Source organism: Nostoc parmelioides FACHB-3921 (genome assembly GCF_014696625.1).
GTDB classification, from domain to species: Bacteria; Cyanobacteriota; Cyanobacteriia; order Cyanobacteriales; family Nostocaceae; genus Trichormus; species Trichormus parmelioides.
Genome location: NZ_JACJQL010000009.1, coordinates 18,705 through 41,021, shown reverse-complemented (window position 1 = coordinate 41,021; position 22,317 = coordinate 18,705). Strand labels below are relative to the sequence as shown.

Annotated in this window: 12 protein-coding genes and 1 pseudogene; 3 read left to right on the top strand and 10 right to left on the bottom strand. The window is 40.4% G+C overall.

Annotation, left to right across the window (positions count from 1 at the left end):
* Positions 1–20: 20 nt before the first annotated feature.
* The 3 genes from H6G14_RS08535 to H6G14_RS08525 form a co-directional block, all read right to left on the bottom strand.
* On the bottom strand, positions 21–1,343 hold the full coding sequence (locus H6G14_RS08535; RefSeq protein ID WP_190566820.1) for a flippase: 1,323 nt from the start codon (positions 1,341–1,343) through the stop codon (positions 21–23).
* Positions 1,344–1,420: 77 nt separating this feature from the next.
* On the bottom strand, positions 1,421–2,374 hold the full coding sequence (locus H6G14_RS08530) for a glycosyltransferase family 2 protein (protein WP_190566818.1): 954 nt from the start codon (positions 2,372–2,374) through the stop codon (positions 1,421–1,423).
* A gap of 210 nt (positions 2,375–2,584) precedes the next feature.
* The gene (locus H6G14_RS08525) at positions 2,585–4,789 is read right to left on the bottom strand and encodes a GumC family protein (RefSeq protein ID WP_190566816.1); all 2,205 of its coding nucleotides are present in this window, start codon (positions 4,787–4,789) and stop codon (positions 2,585–2,587) included.
* Positions 4,790–6,219: 1,430 nt separating this feature from the next.
* Between H6G14_RS08525 and H6G14_RS08520 the strand changes: the two genes are divergently transcribed.
* On the top strand, positions 6,220–10,800 hold the full coding sequence (locus H6G14_RS08520) for a CARDB domain-containing protein (RefSeq protein ID WP_190566814.1): 4,581 nt from the start codon (positions 6,220–6,222) through the stop codon (positions 10,798–10,800).
* 101 nt (positions 10,801–10,901) lie between these two features.
* Positions 10,902–11,624: a PEP-CTERM sorting domain-containing protein gene (locus H6G14_RS08515; RefSeq protein ID WP_190566812.1), complete on the top strand. Its 723-nt coding sequence runs from the start codon at positions 10,902–10,904 to the stop codon at positions 11,622–11,624.
* 37 nt (positions 11,625–11,661) lie between these two features.
* On the opposite strand, the gene H6G14_RS33990 is transcribed toward H6G14_RS08515, so the two are convergent.
* The 3 genes from H6G14_RS33990 to H6G14_RS08505 all read right to left on the bottom strand — a co-directional run bounded on the left by H6G14_RS33990 (position 11,662) and on the right by H6G14_RS08505 (position 16,191).
* Complete coding sequence (locus H6G14_RS33990; protein ID WP_277884306.1) at positions 11,662–11,793, bottom strand: hypothetical protein; 132 nt, start codon at positions 11,791–11,793, stop codon at positions 11,662–11,664.
* A 24-nt stretch (positions 11,794–11,817) separates the two neighbouring features.
* Entirely contained in the window at positions 11,818–14,919 is a 3,102-nt protein-coding gene (locus tag H6G14_RS08510; RefSeq protein WP_190566810.1) for a two-partner secretion domain-containing protein, read from the bottom strand.
* 483 nt (positions 14,920–15,402) lie between these two features.
* A complete protein-coding gene (locus H6G14_RS08505; protein ID WP_190566808.1) occupies positions 15,403–16,191 on the bottom strand; it encodes a DUF1868 domain-containing protein in 789 nt (262 codons plus the stop codon).
* 414 nt (positions 16,192–16,605) lie between these two features.
* On the opposite strand from H6G14_RS08505, the gene H6G14_RS08500 reads away from it, so the two are divergent.
* Complete coding sequence (locus H6G14_RS08500; protein WP_190566805.1) at positions 16,606–17,847, top strand: hypothetical protein; 1,242 nt, start codon at positions 16,606–16,608, stop codon at positions 17,845–17,847.
* 62 nt (positions 17,848–17,909) lie between these two features.
* Here H6G14_RS08500 and H6G14_RS08495 read toward each other — a convergent pair whose 3' ends face one another.
* The 4 genes and pseudogenes from H6G14_RS08495 to H6G14_RS08480 all read right to left on the bottom strand — a co-directional run bounded on the left by H6G14_RS08495 (position 17,910) and on the right by H6G14_RS08480 (position 22,224).
* The gene (locus tag H6G14_RS08495) at positions 17,910–19,028 is read right to left on the bottom strand and encodes a hypothetical protein (RefSeq protein ID WP_190566803.1); all 1,119 of its coding nucleotides are present in this window, start codon (positions 19,026–19,028) and stop codon (positions 17,910–17,912) included.
* A gap of 401 nt (positions 19,029–19,429) precedes the next feature.
* Positions 19,430–20,035: a DUF4360 domain-containing protein gene (locus H6G14_RS08490; RefSeq protein ID WP_190566801.1), complete on the bottom strand. Its 606-nt coding sequence runs from the start codon at positions 20,033–20,035 to the stop codon at positions 19,430–19,432.
* 838 nt (positions 20,036–20,873) lie between these two features.
* Positions 20,874–21,245, bottom strand: a pseudogene (locus H6G14_RS08485) (MarR family winged helix-turn-helix transcriptional regulator); the annotation flags it as partial.
* A gap of 433 nt (positions 21,246–21,678) precedes the next feature.
* Positions 21,679–22,224, bottom strand: coding sequence for an NADPH-dependent FMN reductase (locus H6G14_RS08480; protein WP_190566797.1), 546 nt, complete (start codon positions 22,222–22,224; stop codon positions 21,679–21,681).
* Between the last annotated feature and the right edge of the window lie 93 nt (positions 22,225–22,317).

Genomic DNA, 22,317 nt, shown 5'->3' with positions numbered 1-22,317 from the left:
TTTAGTTAGTTTTAAACAGGCTAATATTTATAGAACAGCAGAAGTGACTGCAATTGAATCTTAAATATTTTTTGTGTTCTTCTATCGAAGGCATTGCAGAGGAAAGCTGCCGCAGCTTGGGATATAATTGTGGCGATCGCCGCACCGAGTCCTGAATATTGGGGAATTAGCAAAAAATTGAGAATAATGTTCAATATAGCCCCAAATACAGTCTTACCTAGAGTTACATGATTTAACCCTTCGGCAATAAACCAAGGTGATGACGCAAAACCAAGGAATACAAATATAGAAGTCCAAATATGTACGGCGAGTATTGCGCCAGCGCCTGCGTATCCATTACCAAACAACACCATAATTATTTTGTCAGAAAGGAAAGTCATTGGCACAGCGATCGCCAAAGCTATACAAGTTAGCAGCCGAAACAACTGTCCTAGACGCTGATAGTAAACCCCCTCTGACTGATCCTTCGCTGCATAAATTGATGGAGCCACAGAAGGGACAATCGCACCTGGAATAAAGTACCAAACTTCCGATATCCGCACAGCCGCAGAATAAACCCCTACCTCCTTATCCCCAATCATTTGACCCAACATGATCTGGTCAATTTTCATAAAAATCATGATGGCGAAGCCGGAAAAAATCAAAGGTAAACTCTCTTTGAGGAGTGTTTTCGCAACCTGAAAATTCCAACGCCATGACCAAAATGAAAATCCTTTAGACTGGTAAACAATAGCTAAACCAACTGCATTCATGGCAAATTCCGCCAAGGTAACCCAAGCAAATGCTAATAATGGTGCTTTTGTTAAAATCAGGGCTACTTTAATGAGCGTATTTAATAAAAAAGCTATATTTTTAGCAATAACAGCATATTTTGACTGCACCTGGGACTGGAACCATAACTCAATAGTGTCCGCCGCCCTAAAAATTCCCGCTATTGCTAAAATAGCCACTAAGGATATCTTCAAAAATTCCCGTTCACCTAAAAATATCGTAATACCAACTGCTAATAATACAGAGGCAATCCCTCCCAGAAATTTTAGCCAAAATGTGGTTCCTAAAATCTCCTCTTTATTTGATGATTCACGCACCACATGGCGAACCACTATTTCATCTAGACCTAAAGTCAAAACAGGAGTAAATAAAGTTACAAAGGCTAGTGCATAGTTAAACAGACCATACTGTTGCGCCCCTAAATAGCGGGCTATCCATACTCCCACCACCAAGCTAGCACCCATACGCAGGATGCGATCGGCAAATAACCAACCAGTATTAGCAATGATGGCACGCAAGCGAGAATGAGATTTTAATTTAGATAAGTTTGAAAGCCTTAATTTACTTAGCATTTTCAACTAGATTTTTTGCTATTTGTCAAAATTCATGATATTTAAAGAAAATAATCTGTGTTTTATTTGATTAATACTTACCTTATTTGTAGCTTCCCACTCATCAAAACTTTGCCAAGATAATTAAATAATAAAAATATGCCCTTAATTTTCCAATACAGGTTCTTTTCAAATAGAAATATGATTTTTAAATACGATATGAAATCTTGAGTATTAGGACATGGTATTGTTTTTAGCTCATTCAGCGATGTAAAAGCTAATAACAAAGGTAACTCTAAATTATTTTTTTGCAGAATGTAATTAAATAATGAATTGCGCTTCCAAAATCTCTTATATTCGTAATCTTTATCTGTATTTACGAATTTACTATTATGAAATTGATTGTTTTGATGTATTCTGTACCTTACTAAAGGTTGAGACAAATAAAATTTCTTTGCTCCTACTAAAGAAGCCCCCCAAACCAAACAATCATCAGCCCTAACCCGCCAATCTTCTGTATTGGGAATAGGTAAAACTTTCCTCAGGATGTCTCTACGCATTGACAATGTTGAAGTTATAGAGCCAATCCATTCTCCATTACATAAAGTTCTAATGACTGAATAGCCCAAATCTACATCTATTTCATAATCTTGAAATGTGCCTTCTACTGCTCCAAATTTTTTGTAGGCACAAAATACAAAATCACATTCACTACGTCTATTATAAAAATTCAGAATAGTTTCTAAATATTCAGGTTCATAAGCATCATCAGCATCTAAAAAAAAGATGATCTCTCCAGAGGCATTTAAAAAAGCTTCATTGAATGAAGATAGTTGACCTTGATTTTTTTCTTTTAATATATATTTAATATCTGATTGTTGAGCAAACTTAGCTATCACTTCAGAAGAATTATCTGTAGATGCGTCATCAACAATAATAATTTCATCAAATTTAATTGTCTGCTGTAAAGCACTAGCAACTGCTTCTGACAGAAAGTGTGCGTAATTATAATTATTAATTAAGCAAGACGTTTGAATTTTTTTTGTGTTCATGGGAAAGAGTCTGACAAGGGAACAAAAAACAAGAATGTTGGTTGATAAAAACCAATTTTTCCTGAACTCACAAAAAGATTTTTATTATAGTGTATTTAGTTGTAAGCGATTATTCCCATAATTTATTTGTGATATTTTTCGGAAAAAATAAATGGAATAATCGCTTCAAAAAACGTTCGCTGATATCCTCTACAATATCCTCATACTCAATCAACGTTTTCTAGACAACTTGCTTAAGCTACTAGATAGCGAATCTGGTTCAATTTGTCTGTATTTTGAGGAATAAATGTAACCGTTAGGTTCATTTTTAATATTCACTCCATTGATGACTATGCCTAAAACCTTTTGACCTGACTGAGTTAAAAACTCTTTAGCTGCATTAGCACTGTTAAAATCAACTACCCCCGGACGAACAACTAATAAAATGCCATCGGTCAGGGTACTTAATACAGCCGCATCTGCTATGCCTGTTAGGGGTGGTGTATCAAAGATAATAAAGTCGTAATCTCTAGCAAAGTTACTCATCAATGTGGCCATGCGTTGAGAATCTAACATGGCTACAGGATTAGGTGGTAAAATTCCGCACGGAAGTACCTCTAAATTTGGCATTACTTCTTGTACTGCTTCATCTAAAGTTACTTGACCAATCAGGACGTTGGTTAGCCCGATCGCATTAGATAGATCCCAAATATGATGTTGTATGGGGTGGCGCATATCTGCATCTACCAACAACACCCGACGACCCGCTTGAGCCATAGTTACAGCTAAATTTGCCGATACTTCTGATTTGCCTTCTTTAGGGACGGAACTGGTGACTACAATACTTTTGAGCGGTTTATCGGAACAGAGGAACTTTAAATTAACTTGCAGTATCTGATATGCGTCTCCCAGAGGGAAGTAAGGAATATCTCTACCAATGATTTTGGGAACAGCTCTATCAAGTCCTGGTATGGGTGTGTCATCCTTACCGCTTCTACCTAATGTAGGAATAACTCCTAAAACCGTGTATCTCAGGACTTCTTTAGCTTCCTTAACAGTCTTCACTGAGCGATCGATTAGGTCTATACTGAAGGCGGCAATGATACCTAAGAAAATACCAGCTACTCCACCACCAATAATAAATATAATTTTGCGGGGACCCTCTGGGAAATCGGGAACTAAAGCATAGGAAATGACCCGCGCATTGGGAATCTTTTGGTTTTGGGCGATGTCAATTTCTTGGCGTTTTTTCAGGAGAGTTTCGTAAGTTCCTTGTGCGGCTTGTAGCCTCCGTTCTAACTCTCGTTGGTTTTGTTCGAGTTTTGGTAAATAGTTGGCTCGTTTAATATATGCTTCTCGTTGTTGCAAGAGCGTACTGATTTGTCTTTCTAAACCAACGCGTTGTGATTCTGCACGAGTAATATCTGCTATGAGGCTTTGCTTCAGTTGCCCGACTTGCAAGCTTCCTTGGGTAACCTGCGCGTTACCTGCTACTTGTCCTGTGCGATCTTTAAGCAAGTTCTTCAGAACTACAATTTTTTCTTCTAAGCTAGTAATTGCGGGGTGTTCGGCTTCAAAGCGAGTACGTTCAACCGCCAATTTGCTTTCTGTTTCTTGCAGTTCCGCTAGCACTTTCTGCACTCCCGGCGCTTGGCTCAATTCAGATGCGATGACACCTTGTTGTGAATCAACTTGAGCTTGTGCGCGTAACTGTTCTAAACGACCTTTAACGTCGTTGAGTTGTGCTTGTGCTTCAGAGATGCGGTTGCTAAGTTTAGAAACGGTATCAACCGCTACGGTTGCTTCCTGTTCTAAAGCAATAATTTTATTGATTTCTTTAAATATCCGCAGTTCTGACTCGGCTTTTTTGACGCTTGTCTCAGCCTTAGGTATTTCCGCGATGAGGACTTGTTTAGCTGTTAGTGCTTCGTCTTGATTGGCTTTAATATTTAAGGCTATGTAACTGTCAATAACTTTATTGACAACTTTGGCAGCTAGTGCAGGATCATTACTCTTGTAAGAAAGCTGGACAACATCCGTGCCTTTGATTCCTTCTATATTTAGTTGTTTGGCGAAAATTCTAATTGATAGCGGTTTGCCATCTTTATCTTTAAGGTTAAGTGCTTTAATCGTTTGCTGAAGTACTGGATTTGAGCCAATAATTCTCACTTGAGTTTCCAAGGGATTGTCATTCACATTCAACGGTTCTAAACGACCAATATCCTGTGGTAAACCAGTAAGTGAGGAAGTGCGATTAGTTTTAATCATCACACTTCCTTCTGCTTTATATGAAGGCTTTTGTGAAAAGGCATACACACACCCAAGGGTTAGCGATAGTCCAAAAATTCCTACTACAGCTAACCAACGTCGTTGAAGAACTTCTACGTATTTGTGAATATCTACTTCTTCAAAACCTTGTAAAGAGTCCATTGTCATATATACAAACTTTTATAAAAAAGACTGTCGAAAGCAGATTATACCAGTGCTTATGCACCATTAACACTGTAATCTACTTAACAATTTTCATGTTTTCTGTTTACTATCAGGAAACAATTTTTAGTTGAATTCACTCATCAGTTAATATGAACTAATGAATTTTTTGCAAAGTGTACTATTTGGGTTTAACCCACACACAGAACAGAATACAGTACACAATCTTGAATCTTTCGAGTGATGAAAGCACCTTCAACACAGACAACTCATGCTCTTGTATTTGTTTAAAGTTCTACAAACAAAGTGACTTTAAAAAAAACCGAGCTAAAAGACTATCAATACTTAAACCCCAAAGCACCCAAAAAATTTTTTAGTTGTAATAAACACCTAATTGGTGCTAAATTACCGATAATCGGCAATCTTTCCCTAAAATATAACTAAGGAATACTAGTGGGTTTGTTGATTGATAAGTAAGTTGTTATTCACCAAAGATATTCCCTGATATATATGCTTAATCAGTCATATCATACCATGTTTATGTAAAAACACTTAATGAAACAAGTTTACGGAAAATTCATAGATTTCGTATTCTACTAGTAATCTCATAAGGCATTGTATTTCCCTACTTGTAATCATTCCGAGGGCTTCAGCCTGAGACAGCAAAGTATTGTGAAAAGTTCATATATAGAACAAAAGTAAAATTATTTAACGAGAGAATTATTTTTCGCCATGCTTGTAGACTGAGGAAAAGTTTTTATACTGTGGCTATCTCATAGGATTTACGTGAACAAGCTCGTCAATTAGCCGACCTATCAAATCAAGTTATGGCGATCGCTTTTTGTCTTCTCTTCACTAACAGATTAACCGATTGCAGACGTATTGAAAGATAAATTGTTCCCAAGGTGATTCCGCCCAAACGCAACCGTAGCAATTCCCCTACTTAACTGCTGCCTATCTACGCCAAATTTATCAAGCTCAATTTTAGATCAGTACGGCAGTGGACTGAAACTGAACTAGAACACGTAATAATAGTCAGTGATATATTAAACACATTCTTCAAGCACTACGAAAAAGATTATGAAGCGTTTAATCTCAACTGCTTTTGCTACTTCTAGGTATTGATCTGCCATCGTCTCAATTATGTAGCGGCAAGATAGTCTGGGTTAGTTTTTAAATTAGCCCTCTCCCGATGAAAAATTAAATTTGCACAGATAAAAAAGCGAATGATCGGAAGTCTAAATACTCAAGAAATTGCCATTGCGATCGCACTGTGTGAGGACGAATAGATCGATAAAACCAAACACCATACAAGTTGGATTTTGTAAAGCAGGGAGGCTGTTCAAAAATTCTACTGGAGAGTTACCCAAATTTGCGAAATGATTGGTGTTTGTGTTGGATACAGCAGCATCTATTAAACAATTGGGAGATTATTTATGAACGATATTGACTTGATAGTGTCTTCTGTGGTGACTCCACTATATGTCATCTTGGGTGAAACGATTCCCGTGTCTTGGACAGTAAAAAACCAAGGTACAGTTTCTGCCTTGGCAAACTACTGGTATGACTCTATTTACATTTCCAATGACCAGTTTTTAGACGACAGCGATACTTTTCTCTTCTATAAATATGGAGAACAGAATACGCCTTTAGCATCTGGGGAGAGTTATACAGTAACCGAGAACATTTCTATTCCCAACTCCGTAGCACGAGGTAATATCAGCCGTTACCTGTTATTTGTTACTGATGGATACAACAACCAGGATGAAACCGATGAAACCAACAATGTATTCGCCCAAGCCATCACTATAAATGCTCCAGATTTGGTCGTGACAGCAGCTAACGTCCCAAGCACTGCTGTATTGGGTGAGACGATTTCTGTATCTTGGACTGTTAAAAACCAAGGTACAGTTTCTGCTTTCATTGATTGGTATGACGCAGTTTACATTTCCGATGACCAATTCTTCGACTACAGCGATATCCTACTAGTCAACCGCAACACAGGAGAGGATACGCCTCTAGCATCTGGGGAGAGTTATACAGCTACTCAGGATATTTATATTCCTGGCGATGTCTACAACGGGCTACGCCAACAGTATCTATTATTTGTCGCTGATGGAGGATACTTCGGTGACAACCAAGGTGAAACCGATGAAACTAACAATGTATTCGCCCAAGCAATTACCATAAATGCCCCAGATTTGGTGATTACGGCTGCCAATGCCCCAACCTCTGCTGCATTAAATGAGACGATTTCTGTATCTTGGACTGTTAAAAACCAAGGTACAGTTTCTGCTTTCACTGATTGGTATGACGCAGTTTACATTTCCGATGACCAATTCTTCGACTACAGCGATATCCAACTAGCCAACCGCTACACAGGAGAGGATACGCCTCTAGCGTCTGGGGAGAGTTATACAGCTACTCAGGATATTTATATTCCTGGCTATGTAACAACTGGCGATGTCTACGACGGGCTACGCCAACGCTATCTGTTATTTGTTACTGATGAATACAACAACCAGGGTGAAACCGATGAAACTAACAATGTATTTGCCCAAGCCATCACCCTTGCTGCCCCAGATTTGGTGATTACTGCTGCCAATGCCCCAACTACGACTGTATTAAATGAGACGATTTCTGTATCTTGGACTGTTAAAAACCAAGGTACAGTTTCTGCTTTCGCTGATTGGTATGACAGTATTTTCATTTCCAATGACCAATTCTTCGACTACAGCGATATCCTACTAGCCATCCGCAACACAGGAGAGGATACGCCTCTAGCATCTGGGGAGAGTTATACAGCTACTCAGGATATTTATATTCCTGGCTATGTAGCAACTGGCGATATCTACGACGGGCTACGCCAACGCTACTTGTTATTTGTCGCGGATGGAGGATACTTCGGCAATAACCAGGGTGAAACCAATGACACTAACAATGTATTCGCCCAAGCCATCACCATAAATGCCCCAGATTTGGTGATTACTGCTGCCAATGCCCCAACCTCTGCTGCATTAAATGAGACGATTTCTGTATCTTGGACTGTTAAAAACCAAAGTACGGTTTCTGCTTTCGCTGACTGGTATGACGCAGTTTACATTTCCGATGACCAATTCTTCGACTCTAGCGATATCCTACTAGCCAACCGCTATACAGGAGAGGATACGCCTCTAGCGTCTGGGGAGAGTTATACAGCTACTCAGGATATTTATATTCCTGGCTATGTAGCAACTGGCGATATCTACGACGGGCTACGCCAACGCTACCTATTATTTGTTACTGATGAATACAACGACCAGGGTGAAACCGATGAAACTAATAATGTATTTGCCCAAGCAATTACCATAAATGCCCCAGATTTGGTGATTACTGCTGCCAATGCCCCAACTTCTGCTGCATTAAATGAGACGATTTCTGTATCTTGGACAGTTAAAAACCAAGGTACAGTTTCTGCTTTCGCTGATTGGTATGACAGTATTTTCATTTCCAGTGACCAGTTCTTTGACAACAGCGATACCTATATCACCGGCTACGATGCAGGAGAGAATACGCCTTTAGCATCTGGGGGTAGTTATACAGCTACTCAGGATATTTATATTTCCAACTATGTAGGAACAGGCGATGTCTACGACGGGCTACGCCAACGCTACCTGTTATTTGTTACTGATGGAGGAAACAGGCAGGTTGAAACTAATAAAACTAACAATGTATTTGCCCAAGCCATCACCATAAATGCCCCAGATTTGGTGATTACTGCTGCCAATGCCCCAACTACGGCTGCATTAAATGAGACGATTTCTGTATCTTGGACTGTTAAAAATCAAGGTACAGTTTCTGCTTTCGCTGATTGGTCTGACTATATTTACATTTCCGATGACCAATTCTTAGACTACAGCGATATCCAACTAGCCAGCCGCTATGCAGGAGAGGACACGCCTCTAGCGTCTGGGGAGAGTTATACAGCTACTCAGGATATTTATATTCCTGGCTATGTCTACGACGGGCTACGCCAACGCTACTTGTTATTTGTCGCTGATGGAGGATACTTCGGCAATAACCAGGGTGAAACCAATGAAACTAATAATGTATTTGCCCAAGCAATTACGATAAATGCCCCAGATTTGGTGATTACTGCCGCCAATGCCCCAACTACGGCTGCATTAAATGAGACGATTTCCGTATCTTGGACAGTTAAAAACCAAGGTACAGTTTCTGCTTTCACTGATTGGTATGACGCAGTTTACATTTCCGATGACCAATTATTCGACTACAGCGATATCCAACTAGCCAGTCGCTACACAGGAGAGGATACGCCTCTAGCGTCTGGGGAGAGTTATACAGCTACTCAGGATATTTATATTCCTGGCTATGTAGCAACTAGCGATGTCTACGACGGGCTACGCCAACGCTACCTATTATTTGTCGCTGATAAAGAATACTTCGGCAATAACCAGGGTGAAACCGATGAAACTAACAATGTATTTGCCCAAGCAATTACCATAAATGCCCCAGATTTGGTGATTACTGCTGCCAATGCCCCAACTACAGCTGCTTTAGGTGAGACGATTTCCGTATCTTGGACAGTTAAAAACCAAGGTACGGTTTCTGCTTTCGCTGATTGGTCTGACCATGTTTACATTTCTGATGACCAATTCTTCGACTCTAGCGATACTTATCTCACCGAGCGTTATACAGGAGAAGATACGCCTTTAGCATCTGGGGGTAGTTATACAGTAACCCAGGATATTTCTATTAACAACTTCGTAGCAACTGGCGATCATTATCTGTTATTTGTCGCTGATAAAGAATACTTCAGCAACTACCAGGGTGAAAGCGATGAAACTAACAATGTATTCGCCCAAGCCATTACCATTGCTGCCCCAGATTTGGTGATTACTGCCGCCAATGCCCCAACTACGGCTGTATTGGGTGAGACGATTTCTGTATCTTGGACTGTTAAAAACCAAGGTACGGTTTCTGCTTTCGCTGACTGGCCTGACACAGTTTACGTTTCTGATGACCAATTCTTCGACTCTAGCGATACCTATCTCACCGGGCGTTATACAGGAGAATATACGCCTCTAGCATCTGGGGAGAGTTATACAGCAACCCAGGACATTATTTATATTAATAATTCCGTAGCAACTGGCGATCGCTATCTGTTATTTGTCGCTGATGAATACAACAACCAGGGTGAAACCAATGAAACTAACAATGTATTTGCCCAAGCAATTACCATAAATGCCCCAGACTTGGTGATTACTGATACCAATGACCCAACCTCTGCTGCATTGGGTGAGACGATTTCTGTGTCTTGGACAGTTAAAAACCAAGGTATTGTTTCTGCTTTCGGTGACTGGTCTGACCGTGTTTACATTTCCAATGACCAATTCTTCGACTTTAGTGATACCTATCTCACCGAGCTTTATACAGGAGAAAATACGCCTCTAGCATCTGGCAGTAGTTATACAGTCACTGAGGACATTTATATTCCCGACTACCTATCAGCAGGCGAACACTACCTGTTATTTGTCGCTGATATATATAACAGCCAGGGTGAAACCAACGAGAACAATAACGTTCAGGCGGTAGCAATTAGCCTGTATGGCCAAGACCAAATTTTCAACGGCACATCTGGACGCGACACCCTAACTGGTAATGATAGCAACAACCTGATCACTGGTTTACAAGGGGCAGATACCCTTACAGGTGGTGCTGGTAGCGATCGCTTTGTCTATACCAGTATCCGGGATGCGGGAGATACAATTACTGATTTTGTGGTTGGTACTGACAAAATTGACTTGAGCCGATTATTCCAGAGCTTGAGTTTGGAAAGCCTCGACTATGAGAGTGCAACCAGCCAAGGCTACTTGAGTTTTGGGATTCAGCAAACTAATACTACTGTCTTGATTGACCTAGATGGCACAACAGGTCGCGCTCGTCCAACACCGTTATTAACTGTCAACAGTGTATCTCAAAGCACCCTAGCTCAGTCTGATAACTTCGTGTTCTAAGTTGCAGTGACCGGAAGCATCATTAGTCATTTGTTCTTCCCCTCGAATTGAATCAAGTTTGTCAGAACTCTTAAATCCTACCTATTCAACAAATAAATCTCATGAACATTTCCACATTTATCAAAAATCCAACTTTCAAAGTCGGTCTTGCCAGCCTTGGCAGCTTGGGAAGTTTAGCAATCACTACCTCTGCCCTAGCTGCCCAATTAGACTTTAGCAGTTGGCAAAAATTTGGCGATGTCATTACCCCAGAAGGCGGAGCTAATCTGTCCACTGCCAGTTTACAATTTCAAGATGATGCCCCCGCTAGTGCTGGTGCTTTCAACTATTCCGGTATACCCGCAGGTGATGCAGGTTTTTATCCAGACTTGCAAAATTTTCTCGCTTTAGCTGATCTCTCTGACTTGGATATTGGAGGATTTGTATTTGAGGGGTCTGCAATCAAAAATACACTTACTTTAGCGGCTGGTGATACTTTAAGCTTTGATTGGAACTTCCGCACTAACGAGACACTGAACAAGGACTTCGCCTTTCTGTTGGTGAACGGTACACTGATTAAGTTGGCTGACTTCACTGATGCAACCCAAGCTGACAGTCCCTTTCTTCAAAAAACAGGGATTCGTTCTTATACCTTTAGTACTCCTGGAACCTACACCTTCGCCTTGGGAGTAGTAGATGTAGATGATTATGGGACTACATCGGCTTTGGAGATTAGTAACGCCAAGTTAGAGAGAGTTCTAGTTCCTGAACCAAGTACTATCTTGGGTTTATTTACCGCACTGGGTTGCAGCGTCATAAGGCGGTTAAGGAAAAAATCCACTTAAATACTAAGAGCCAAAAGGCTTTGAATAACAACTGCCATTATCCTATCGGTTTGATTCCACAGACAGTAATCAAGCGTCCCAGCAGTGTGTGCAGTCCAAAACGACTGTCATCTTGAGCAAAGTAGCAAATCGGGCGTTGTTTATCTTTGACACTGACAACTGACGACACTCTATCTCATTGTGGGTGGAGTGTTCATCCCTTATTTACCCGGCAGAAATCGGTTGTCAGTCCCGAACTATGGCGTGTTATTTTAGTTGCTGCGGCAGTCAAGACCAAGTTTCCCTGGGCATCATAAACCCAGCCTTGAGCCTCAACAATAGTATCAGCAGCAGTGTTTTCCTCTTTGGGTAAATTAGTTTCTATGTGAGCAACAGTATTGACATCATTAACAGTTACCCAATCCGTAATTACCGCCGTGTTATCTAAGATTTCGTAGGGATTTGTCGGTATACCACCGCGTCCAGTAATAATAAACTGATTTTGTCTTTGTGCCGTCGCTTCATCAATCCGGCATTCTTGAGAGATTTGATTAGACACATCAACAGCCTCTGATGGAAGTTGGCTTAAACTTTGACTAGGGTCTACATCAGGGCTAGTAATTTCCACTGCACCGCTTAACTCAGGACTAGCACCAGTAGCAGTAATATCGCTATTGGCGGTGCGTTGATTGCGAAATTTGGTTCCGAAAATATTTTGAGCATTGATGTTGATTCGACCACCGCGAAAATCAGCAGAATTAGCACTAATATCACTATTTTGAATAGCAACTAGAGTGTTAGTGTCAATGTTTATATTGCCACCAATGACATTATTGCCTGTGGCGTTAGTGGTGAAGCTACTGTCACGAGATAGAATGAGATTGTGCGATCGCAGATTGATATTTGCTTGCGATCGCTTAGAGTCACTCCCATTATCACGAGTATCAGCACTGATAAAAGCTTGATCATCCAATCTGATTCTACGAGCATTAATATTTAAGTTGCCTGCACTCCCCTTACCACTACTCTGCACTGCTACTCCTGCTCCCTGCTGAACATCCAATACATCCGCGTTCACTGTGAGTTTACCAGCGCTACCAGTAGAGTTTGCCGTTGCTACAGTAAACAAGCCACTAGAGAACGAAGCATCAGCAGCAGTACCGATTAGTTTGATCTCAGAAGCTTGGACAAACAAATCTCCACCTTTACCCGCCCCGAAAGTGCTAGCACTAACTTGTGCGCCATCACGTACCACTAAGGTGGAGGTATCAATCTTTAAACTACCAGCATCTCCTGTTGCATAACGATTAGCTTGGGCAAACAAGCCACTGGTAATATTCCTCTGAGGAACACCAATTAGTTTTATCCCCTCAGCAGCCTGCACAAATAAATTACCACCCTGAGCCGTACCAAAAGTACTAACACTGACTTGCGCCCCATCTCGTACTAATAAATTACCAGTGACAATTGTCAAAGATCCCGCATTTCCTGTAGCTGAAGAACCCGTTCTCGTGAACAAACCACTAGCAACCCCATTAACAGCAGTACCAATCAATTCCACCTTATCAGTAGCATTGATGATTAAATCTCCCCCTTTACCTGCTGAAAAAGTATCAGCACTAATTCGCCCTCCATTTTGTGCTGTTAACTCACCAGTGTTAATTGTGATCATGCCAGCATCACCGGAAGAAACTGAGTCAGTAAATATACCACTAGGTAAACTATCTCTGCGTAACACCCCTGTGATTAACAACTCTTTTAAGGGGCCAACAGTTCTAGGTACTTGCTCATCTAGCTCTGAATCGTTAGGCCAGTTCCCAGGAATTGCACCTTTGGGAGAAGTACCAATTATTAGCACCTTATCAGAAGCATTTACAGTCAAGTTGCCGCTTTTACCAGCACTCAAATTTCTAGCAATTACTTGCGCCCCATCTTCAATTCGCAACACACGAGTATTAATCGTCAGGTCTCCAGCCTTAGCATCACCATCAGTTTGGCTAAACACACCACTAGAATATACTTCGTCAAATGAACTACCCCGCAAAGTCACTGAATCTGAGGCATTGATAGTTAAAATAGCTTTTTTTGACATATTACGGACAATAATGCCGGAAAATGCACTAGAAGAATTAGTGATAATTTGTGAGCCATTCTCGACTAATACATCTCTCGTATTAATTGTTAAATTTCCGTTGGCTACGTCACCATCCGAAGCTGTGGCATAGATACGGCTAGGAGTACCTTTGAGATCACTTGTCAGTTCCACCGCATCTGAGGCATTCACCTCCAGATTACCGCCGTTTATACCGATGAAAGATTGATTATTCAGTAATAATTTACGAGTATTAATAGTATGATTTCCTGGCAAATTATGGGAACTTCTAGTATCAATTGCACTGCTATCCATTAACTGAACACTCTCTTGTGCATTGACCGTTAGATTACTAAACACATTCAAAGACGCATCTTGAATGACAATATTTTTTCCTGTGAGATTGAGATCACCTAAACTATTAATATTAGTGCCTGAAGATAGTTGAATATCACCAAATTCAGATACCTCGTCAAATTTAAACAAGAAGCCTGAATTGACTGATTCAATGCCCACTAAACCTGCTGATGCAACACTGCCTATTTCTATCCGTCCTTCGGACTTTATAGTACTAAGATGAGCATTTTCTAAAATAACATTTCCACCAATTAACGCTAAAGTTTGACTGCCTTCAACTTGCAGCGTACTAGGCTGATATATTGATTTTCCTTGTAACTGAATGCTGCCAGAATTAGCCCCATATTGCAAACCAATAGGAATTGTGACATTGAGTAAGGGTGTAACACTTGAAGGTTTAGCCAGAAACTCTCCACCCTCAGCAAATCTGACACTATCAGCAGTACTAGCAACGAAAGAACCCTGAATATTTATCTGAGCATTAGCCCCAAAAATGATTCCATTGGGATTAATGAGAAATAAATTAACCCTGCTTCTAGATGTGATTAAGCCATCAATATTGGATACTTCTCCACCAGTAACCCGACTAAAGATATTTAGAATATTTTCAGTACTATTAAAGTAAGCATTTTGACCTTTGAGTAAGGAGAATTTGCTAAAACTATGAAATAGATTGTTGCCTATTGCTGTTCCGCCATCAATGATGAAGCTAGTATCACCATCTTTACCAGAAGTAACAGTAACATTAGTGTTTTTAGGTAGTGTACTATCTTGAATAATTCCAGCGTTGCTAGGATGCTCAATGCCAGTTATTGCACCTACGCCTAACATGATAGAGATACATATTTTGATGCAATGACGGCTCATCTTTGCTCGTATTCGTAAGCGGTTAATAAGAAATTAGTATACTCCTATATAGGGGTGGAATTTAATTTTTGCAAAAAATAAAGCATTTTTGGAGTAAATAGAATGGAGATGAAATACTCACTCAAGTATTGGATGAGTATTAACTAAGCACCTACACATATTTTAAAAATCTATGGTTTAAGCTAATGTACAGCTAAATTGTATAACTAATAACAAGGGCTGTTAACTGTTAACTATTGACAGTCAACGGTTAACAGTTAACAGCCCTCAAGATGGATTGTGCAACTTGAAAGCAAAATAGCTTAATGTGTATTAAATAATAAACGTAACTGCACATTTCTGGCTTTTGGTGTAATACGAAAAATCCTCACCAACAAGGAGGTGAGGATTTTGTTAATTACACAATGATTGACTATTAATGTACAACTAATGACTCGCCAAAGTGAGTGATAATTTTCTCAAAGCCTCAGGCTCAAAGCAAAATTAAAAATTCAAGCTTGGCCAGTCTGGCTGACGATAATAGCGTGTCATATCGTCAAACTTTCGCAATTCTACACGGCTAATCAAAAATTCTGGCGCACTTAACAGCCATTTTTGACTTAATTCAGATAGCGTATCACTGAATTTTGTCCTGTCTAAATCTGATGAAACATCCCCAAAATAACCTAATGTTATATGAGCAGTAAGATGATAATGTTGTTCAATCCCCAAGGCTATTAATTTGGGATTCTGGTAAATTGTGCGACGGAATTTAATGACCTGCTCATAACAACGTTCATCTTTTGGTACTAAACAAACAGCAACAGCCCTTGGCATGAGAATCAATCCCAACATCTGCCAATAAATCGGATCACTCCCTGATGTTAGAGATTCTTGATATTGCTGTAATGTGTCGCCTATGCAAGAGCGTAGTTGTTGCTCAAAGTCAGGATTTTTTTCACAAGCATCACGGTAAGCACTGTCCCAAATCAAATCTGCCAAAGTTAAATGGAAGCTTGGGGGAGGTACAGGAACTATCAAACCATTGTTGATAGGTAACTGTAACAGTTCGTCTTGATAAGCTTGCACCTGAGTATAAAAACCAGAATTTTCCGAATCTTCTGCCGCCGATGGAGTAATTAGCGTGTACCCAGGAAAAGGTACTGCTTGCCTAGATCCCGAAGAAGGCTGAAACTTATATGATTCCTGAATATGCTGGGCTTGGGATCTCAACGCTTCTGGTAGTGTCAGTCTTGCTACCCGATTTAGGTAAGTTTGATAGTTATCGTCCAATCTTCATTGCCTCGCATTCTCACTTGATAGATTTTAAGAAAAATCACACAACTTAACAGACTGATTTAAAAAGTAGTTAGTTTTTTTCTTAAAGTCATGTTATCAGTAGAGGTCACGAATTCCCCACCCTTCCATCCTCTCATAACAATTTTGCTTTGCTCAACTACTAAAAACTTTGGTACTTCCTATGCTAAGTATAATTACAAACACGACTATGTAACTCTACTTAACGGTTAATATAGGATTCCTGTTTGTTTTTGAACATTTACGTCAGAAATTTTCCATCACAACCCTAAAAGGGCCGGCACTGTCTACCCCAAGATTGAAGCATAAATATAAGGGAGACTACGCTATGGAGAATCAAACTAGCTTGCTATAACAGTTGTTTAATTTGAATATTCATCAACAGCCAATATGTTTGCCAAAATCCGCCGTCTTGTCAATCAATTTTTTAGTAAGTCAAGAAAGATCAACAATGAACCTCTGAATAGAGTGAGTTTGATTGTCATTATTTTGATTGATATTTTTATCTTAGTTAATATTTTTACAGGTTTAGATGATATTAGTAGATGGCATCTCAGCCCTTCACAAGCTTATCCATGTTATTCCCAATGGCAGACTTATCGCACACAAACTAATAAAGATAAAGATTATGAAATTATTAGGCGATCGCTGCTAGATAATATTAGTAATCTACCCAGTCAAAAACAAACTTATCAACAAAATGAGGTAGACAGTTTGGGTAAGGTTTCTTCTACTTGCTTGCAGTATGGAGAATACATCGATGAAATTAAAACTCCTCAAAATCAGCAATTTATCAAAGGAATTGACCAGCGACAAGCACAAATAAGTAATCTTAAACAATCTAATAACCGGATTCGCTCCCAGTATGACTCTACACTCTTAGACAAACTTGCCGGACAAGCTCCTGGCCAATCGATTAATCAAGTTCCAGCAGAAAAAGCTAAACAGGAGTTAGATAAAAATAATGTTAGAATTGCTCAGTTGGAACAGGAAATATCTAATCTTAAAAATCAACTATTGACTCAAGCAGAAAGTAAAAGTTTTATTACCTTTCTGCAAAATAGGGGAGAATTTGCCACGGTTGAGCAAGGTTATAAACAAGCATCTTTTTGGTATCCCAGTATTCAACTTGCTTTTCAATCTCTGTTTTTGTTACCACTGATATTTGCAGCTTTATTGGTTCATCAATTTTCTCAGCGTCGGGGTTATGGACTCATTGCTCTGATTAGCTGGCACTTATTAGTGATCTTTTTTATCCCGTTAGTTCTGAAAATATTTGAATTTTTACAAGTAGGGGCAATATTTCAATTTGTCTTTGATATTATTAGTGCTGTTTTTGGTAGTTTACTGTTTCTGGTCAGCTATGTTTATATATTATTGATTCCCTTGATTGGTTTTGGGATTATCAAGTTTTTCCAGAAAATTGTTCTTAATCCTAAACTACAAGCAGTTAATAGAATTCAAAAATCACGGTGTGTGAAGTGTGCAAAAAAAATTCGGGCTAACGATGCCTACTGCCCACACTGCGGTTATTATCAATACGTTGAATGTCACAATTGTCACAACCTAACTTACAAACATTTACCACACTGTAAGCATTGCGGCACTTTACAAGATGTTGATGATTTGTAGTAGATGGGTGACTGTTGATGGGTAAGATGGGCTGTAGAAGTTCATCCTGAAGATTTTGAAGTTTACCGCTTTCGGCGGACGTAGCTCACCCCATCAAGCCAAATCGCACTCTTAGGATCTTTCGGATCGGTAATTAGGATGCGGCTTTCACTAGAGCCATCATCATAAGTGATATGTAGCGTCAGCCCTTGGACACGATAACGACCACGGCGATTTGGTGCTATGTTGCTGGTGGCGATCGCTGTGTCACCAGCCTCTGCACTTCCACCAGCGCCGTTACCACGCACAACTCGACCATCAGCCGAGAACCGATAGTCTTGCCAGACAGCTAGGGATTGGCTACCCCCGATCGCCACCGTCCCTGTACCAGAGAGGGAGCGAAAGAGTCCGTTGAGCTTGAAATTATCCGGCAATTTCGGATAGGTCGTCCGAAAAGATAACGCCTTCCAACCGCCCTTTTGTGCAAGTTGCAATTCGCCACCCTGACGACGCCAACGAGTCCAGTTGCCGGGTTTTACTCGTTTGTAGGCTTCGAGTCCACCTTTGAATGAAAGTCCTTCGACATTAGTGAGGGCATCACCGTTGCGAAAAAGGACGACAGGATAGATATCGATGGTGACAAAACCACCGATACCTATTTTTGGGCGCGAATTAAAACCAAAACTATCGATCTGAGCCGCAATTTTGGCATCAGGTGCAGAAGTAACACTCACAGGAGCGCTAACAGACCTCTGGGCGCTCCTGTGAGGTTTTTTGGGTGGACTACTCGTCGGTGCGAGCAGTTGGGGAGATACGGTAGCAAACTGTGAGTCAGGCAGTTTCGATATAGACAGTGCTACGGTACAAGCATCGATATTGCTATTCTGAGATGTTACTTTTTCAGTGATCTGTGCAAAAGCCTGGTTGATTTGCCGCTTTTGGGAAGGGTAGCGATCGAGGTCGCGCATTCTGAGGCGAATCTGATTGACACCGTTGGCGGTTTGCCATGCCTCAATCTTGGCAGAGTCGGCAGCAACGAAGCCGCGACCCTGCTTGCATCTCGTAGCGAAGTAGTCGAAAGTCATCACAGTTAGCGCTGCCCGCATAAATGGCTGACCTGTGATGGCAGTGTCTTGGGCGTATGCACTCTGCACAACAGTCAGTGAGACCAACAGAGTCATTGCCATAGCATTTACTCGCATATACGCTCCCTTATCCTCAAACTGACAATTAAATTTTGGAGTTGAGGGGTCTGATTGAATACAGTCCTCTTTTTGGCAAAAGCTGAGAGAAGAACTACCTAATTTCATCTGCCAATATGAAATTTCCCAAACTCCAAGAATTTAGTCAAGTCGCTTTTCTAGGTTCGCCCAGGATCTGTGTTCAACGAAAGGGAGAGGCTTGGAAACACAGTTGTCTTTGTTCTCTGATTGTTTAAGCTTATCCCACCCCTAAAAGGCTATGGGATTTGACGTTGACGGTTGACGGTTAACAGTCATCAGTCAGCAGTTAACGGTGGCGGGGCGGCTATCCCTCCCACCCCTTGAAGGGAGTGGGAGGGATAGCCGCCTTCGATGAAACTACCCTGCTACCACGAAAAGACCTAACGACACTGGCGATATTTGATGTGATAAACCAAACCACGGTGAGCAAGGTCAAAAGAGTCCACGGTGGCCATACCTTGACCACTGGCAGTCATGGCGGCGTTCACCCGCATATTTACACTATCACCACAGCGTGACCAGACATCAGCTAAGGTCACTAATTTATCTCGGACATTGTAATCTGTTTCGCCTCTAAATGTCCGAGAAAAAACAGGGCCGCGCTGACCAGCAAAAAAGTACTCTGCCCTGAGTCTCCCCGTTGTACCGGGAGCAACATAGCCTCGATAATCAGCATCGTAGAGGGAGATTTGAAAGCCTTGGGGTACTTTGATGGGAATGCTCAAATTACAACTTTTGCGGGTTTCTCCTGACTTATTACCCACAGCTATAAAGTTATCGAAGAGGATGCTTAGTTCTTGACCATCAGGGCTGACACTGACGCTGGCAGATCCATCAGGGCAACCATTACCGCCATATTCTGCGCCTAAAATTTCAACTTTGTCGCTAGCAAGAGCGGGGCCAACAGAAGCTGTAATTAATGTAGCCGCAGTCAGAAAAGCTTGAACAAAATTGATAGATGTTTTCTTGATGTTGGGATTATTCATGATTCAACTGACTTGAGTAATTTGAATAGTCTTAGATCCAAATATGATGTATGCAATTCCAGAAAAATTATTTCGGAAATTCCACATAAATCATATTCTTTTGTAGATTAAAGCTTGTATATAACATTATTGACAGCCTAGTTTGTGGCATGGATTATACTTATGAATTCAGCAAATTCCAGCCAAATTATTAACTTATTAATCAATGAGCTAAATACAAGTTTTTGAATCCACATTGTATAGATAATTAATTATTAAATTAGTCAGCAAAGAATAGCAACGGATAGCATTATTAACAATTTCGATACTCATAGTTATCGATGAATCTGCTAATCATGACTACTGAAGCTACATTTGCCTACTGCATTTAAGCTAACTAAAGTTGAACTGAATAGCTGATTTAGGTATCTAAACAGAATTCAGATTTCTTAGTCAGAAGAAGTTTTTGCTCGTAACGTCGTTGGATAAATTAACGACATTATTAGAGATGCTAAATCCAATATTTAGCAGAGTATAATTAGTAAGATTTTTTCCACTAATTAATTCTGATTTCTAGCTTCCGACTCCTTAGTCAAGCTTTTAATATTTAATCTATACTCGCTCAATGACTAAGAATTTTGTCTTGTGTTCCCGTAAAATTAGCTAAGTAATCATATTGATCATTCAGTATTGATCGCCTACACTGGCCGGAACGCCATCGCCTAGATTTTTATGGCATTGTGTGGATCTGAATAAACCATGTTTCGTAACATTACTCAATATCCTGGCTTATGAAACCACATTGGGATTACATAATTAGGGCAGCCTACCGCAGATATAGAGATATTGTTCTTGACTGCTACTCCTCAAACGAAACTAAAAGTTTACGAAGCAAATGAGTTAGGGCTTGACGCTCTGATTCTTCTAAAGCACTAAGGATACGATGTAAATTCGCAACGTGAGCTTTAACAGCTTTCTCAATCAAGTTAAAGCCTTTATTCGTTAACTCAATTAGCACACCTCGGCGATCGCTTGAATCGGGAACGCGCTTCACTAGTTCCGCTTGCTCTAAGCGATCAATGCGATAGGTCATTGTCCCAGATGAACAATCAACACCCTTTCTTGTGGCAGCAATTTGTTGGTAGGCAGGAATGTAGAGTCCATCATCTGCTTGTTCTCCAGATACTACCTGGGTGACAAGGGGCATCCCCAATGGGTCAATCATCCCCAATTTTTTTCATCACCTCTAGCAGCACAACCACATCGTCGATTCGTTCTGAGATTATTTGTTGGGGTAAATGTGCCATTTCTCACACTTACCATTAAACCGTTACACCCTACACAACTTTCTTTTTGGTATCAGGGATGCCGAAAACGATCACCTACGGTGGGCGGAACGCCATCGCCTGCTCTAATACTCTCTCTTATTTCATCTATTTCACCAAACTCATCCTCGATTGCGCGAACAGTGAGGTATCAAGCAACAATTCCATTATTCTGCTATACCAAATTCAGAAATAATATCGCTTGATGTTTCATAAAAATCATCTGAAATTTCTACCTGTCCTTTCCAAATACCTAAAGGTCTAGGAGAGTTTTTATCTGCTTTATTCCTTAGAGAGAAAAGCCTTAACTAGGAAAATATTTTTCCTAGTATCCTGTTTCTAATTTACTCCGCGTAGCTTGCGAGTATTTTCTACTAAACTTTGGGCAAATTGATCAAATCGTTGGGAGAGTTTTTCATCAAGTAGCTTTCCTTCAGGACTAAAAGCACTGTAGGCTTGTCCAATGGCAATTTGCTCTGGAATTACCCAACCATGTACCCAACGAACAATCAGCCTGAGGTCGTTTAAGGCGTTGCTGTTTGATTGACCACCCAAAACGCTAATCAGTCCTGTTACTTTACCAGACAGTTCATCAAAGCTCATCAAATCAAGGGCATTTTTGATTACACCACTAACGCCGCCATGATATTCAGGTGTAGCTAAAATTAGTCCATCAGCATTACTAACGGTGTCACGTAAGCGCTGAACATCTGGATAATCTGAGTAGTCTTTACCACCATTGCAAAATGGTAATTGCCACTCCCGCAAATCGATAATTTCAACTTCCGCACCTAAAGCTTCTAGGCGTTGTGCTGCTACCCGCAAAGCTAACTGAGTGTAAGAGTTCGGTCTTAAGCTACCAGCAATACCTACAATTTTCACCATAATGCACCTAACCTTAAGAATTTGTAAAAATACGAAGTCATTACGAATTTGTATATAATCTTAACGATTTATTTTCCTGTAGTCAAATTACCG

Excerpts from the sequence above, each read along its gene's own strand:
- H6G14_RS08535 (WP_190566820.1), bottom strand. The coding sequence starts at position 1,343 with ATGCTAAGTAAATTAAGGCTTTCAAACTTATCTAAATTAAAATCTCAT.
- H6G14_RS08530 (WP_190566818.1), bottom strand. The coding sequence starts at position 2,374 with ATGAACACAAAAAAAATTCAAACGTCTTGCTTAATTAATAATTATAAT.
- H6G14_RS08525 (WP_190566816.1), bottom strand. The coding sequence starts at position 4,789 with ATGACAATGGACTCTTTACAAGGTTTTGAAGAAGTAGATATTCACAAA.
- H6G14_RS08520 (WP_190566814.1), top strand. The coding sequence starts at position 6,220 with ATGAACGATATTGACTTGATAGTGTCTTCTGTGGTGACTCCACTATAT.
- H6G14_RS08515 (WP_190566812.1), top strand. The coding sequence starts at position 10,902 with ATGAACATTTCCACATTTATCAAAAATCCAACTTTCAAAGTCGGTCTT.
- H6G14_RS08510 (WP_190566810.1), bottom strand. The coding sequence starts at position 14,919 with ATGAGCCGTCATTGCATCAAAATATGTATCTCTATCATGTTAGGCGTA.
- H6G14_RS08500 (WP_190566805.1), top strand. The coding sequence starts at position 16,606 with ATGTTTGCCAAAATCCGCCGTCTTGTCAATCAATTTTTTAGTAAGTCA.
- H6G14_RS08495 (WP_190566803.1), bottom strand. The coding sequence starts at position 19,028 with ATGCGAGTAAATGCTATGGCAATGACTCTGTTGGTCTCACTGACTGTT.
- H6G14_RS08490 (WP_190566801.1), bottom strand. The coding sequence starts at position 20,035 with ATGAATAATCCCAACATCAAGAAAACATCTATCAATTTTGTTCAAGCT.
- H6G14_RS08480 (WP_190566797.1), bottom strand. The coding sequence starts at position 22,224 with ATGGTGAAAATTGTAGGTATTGCTGGTAGCTTAAGACCGAACTCTTAC.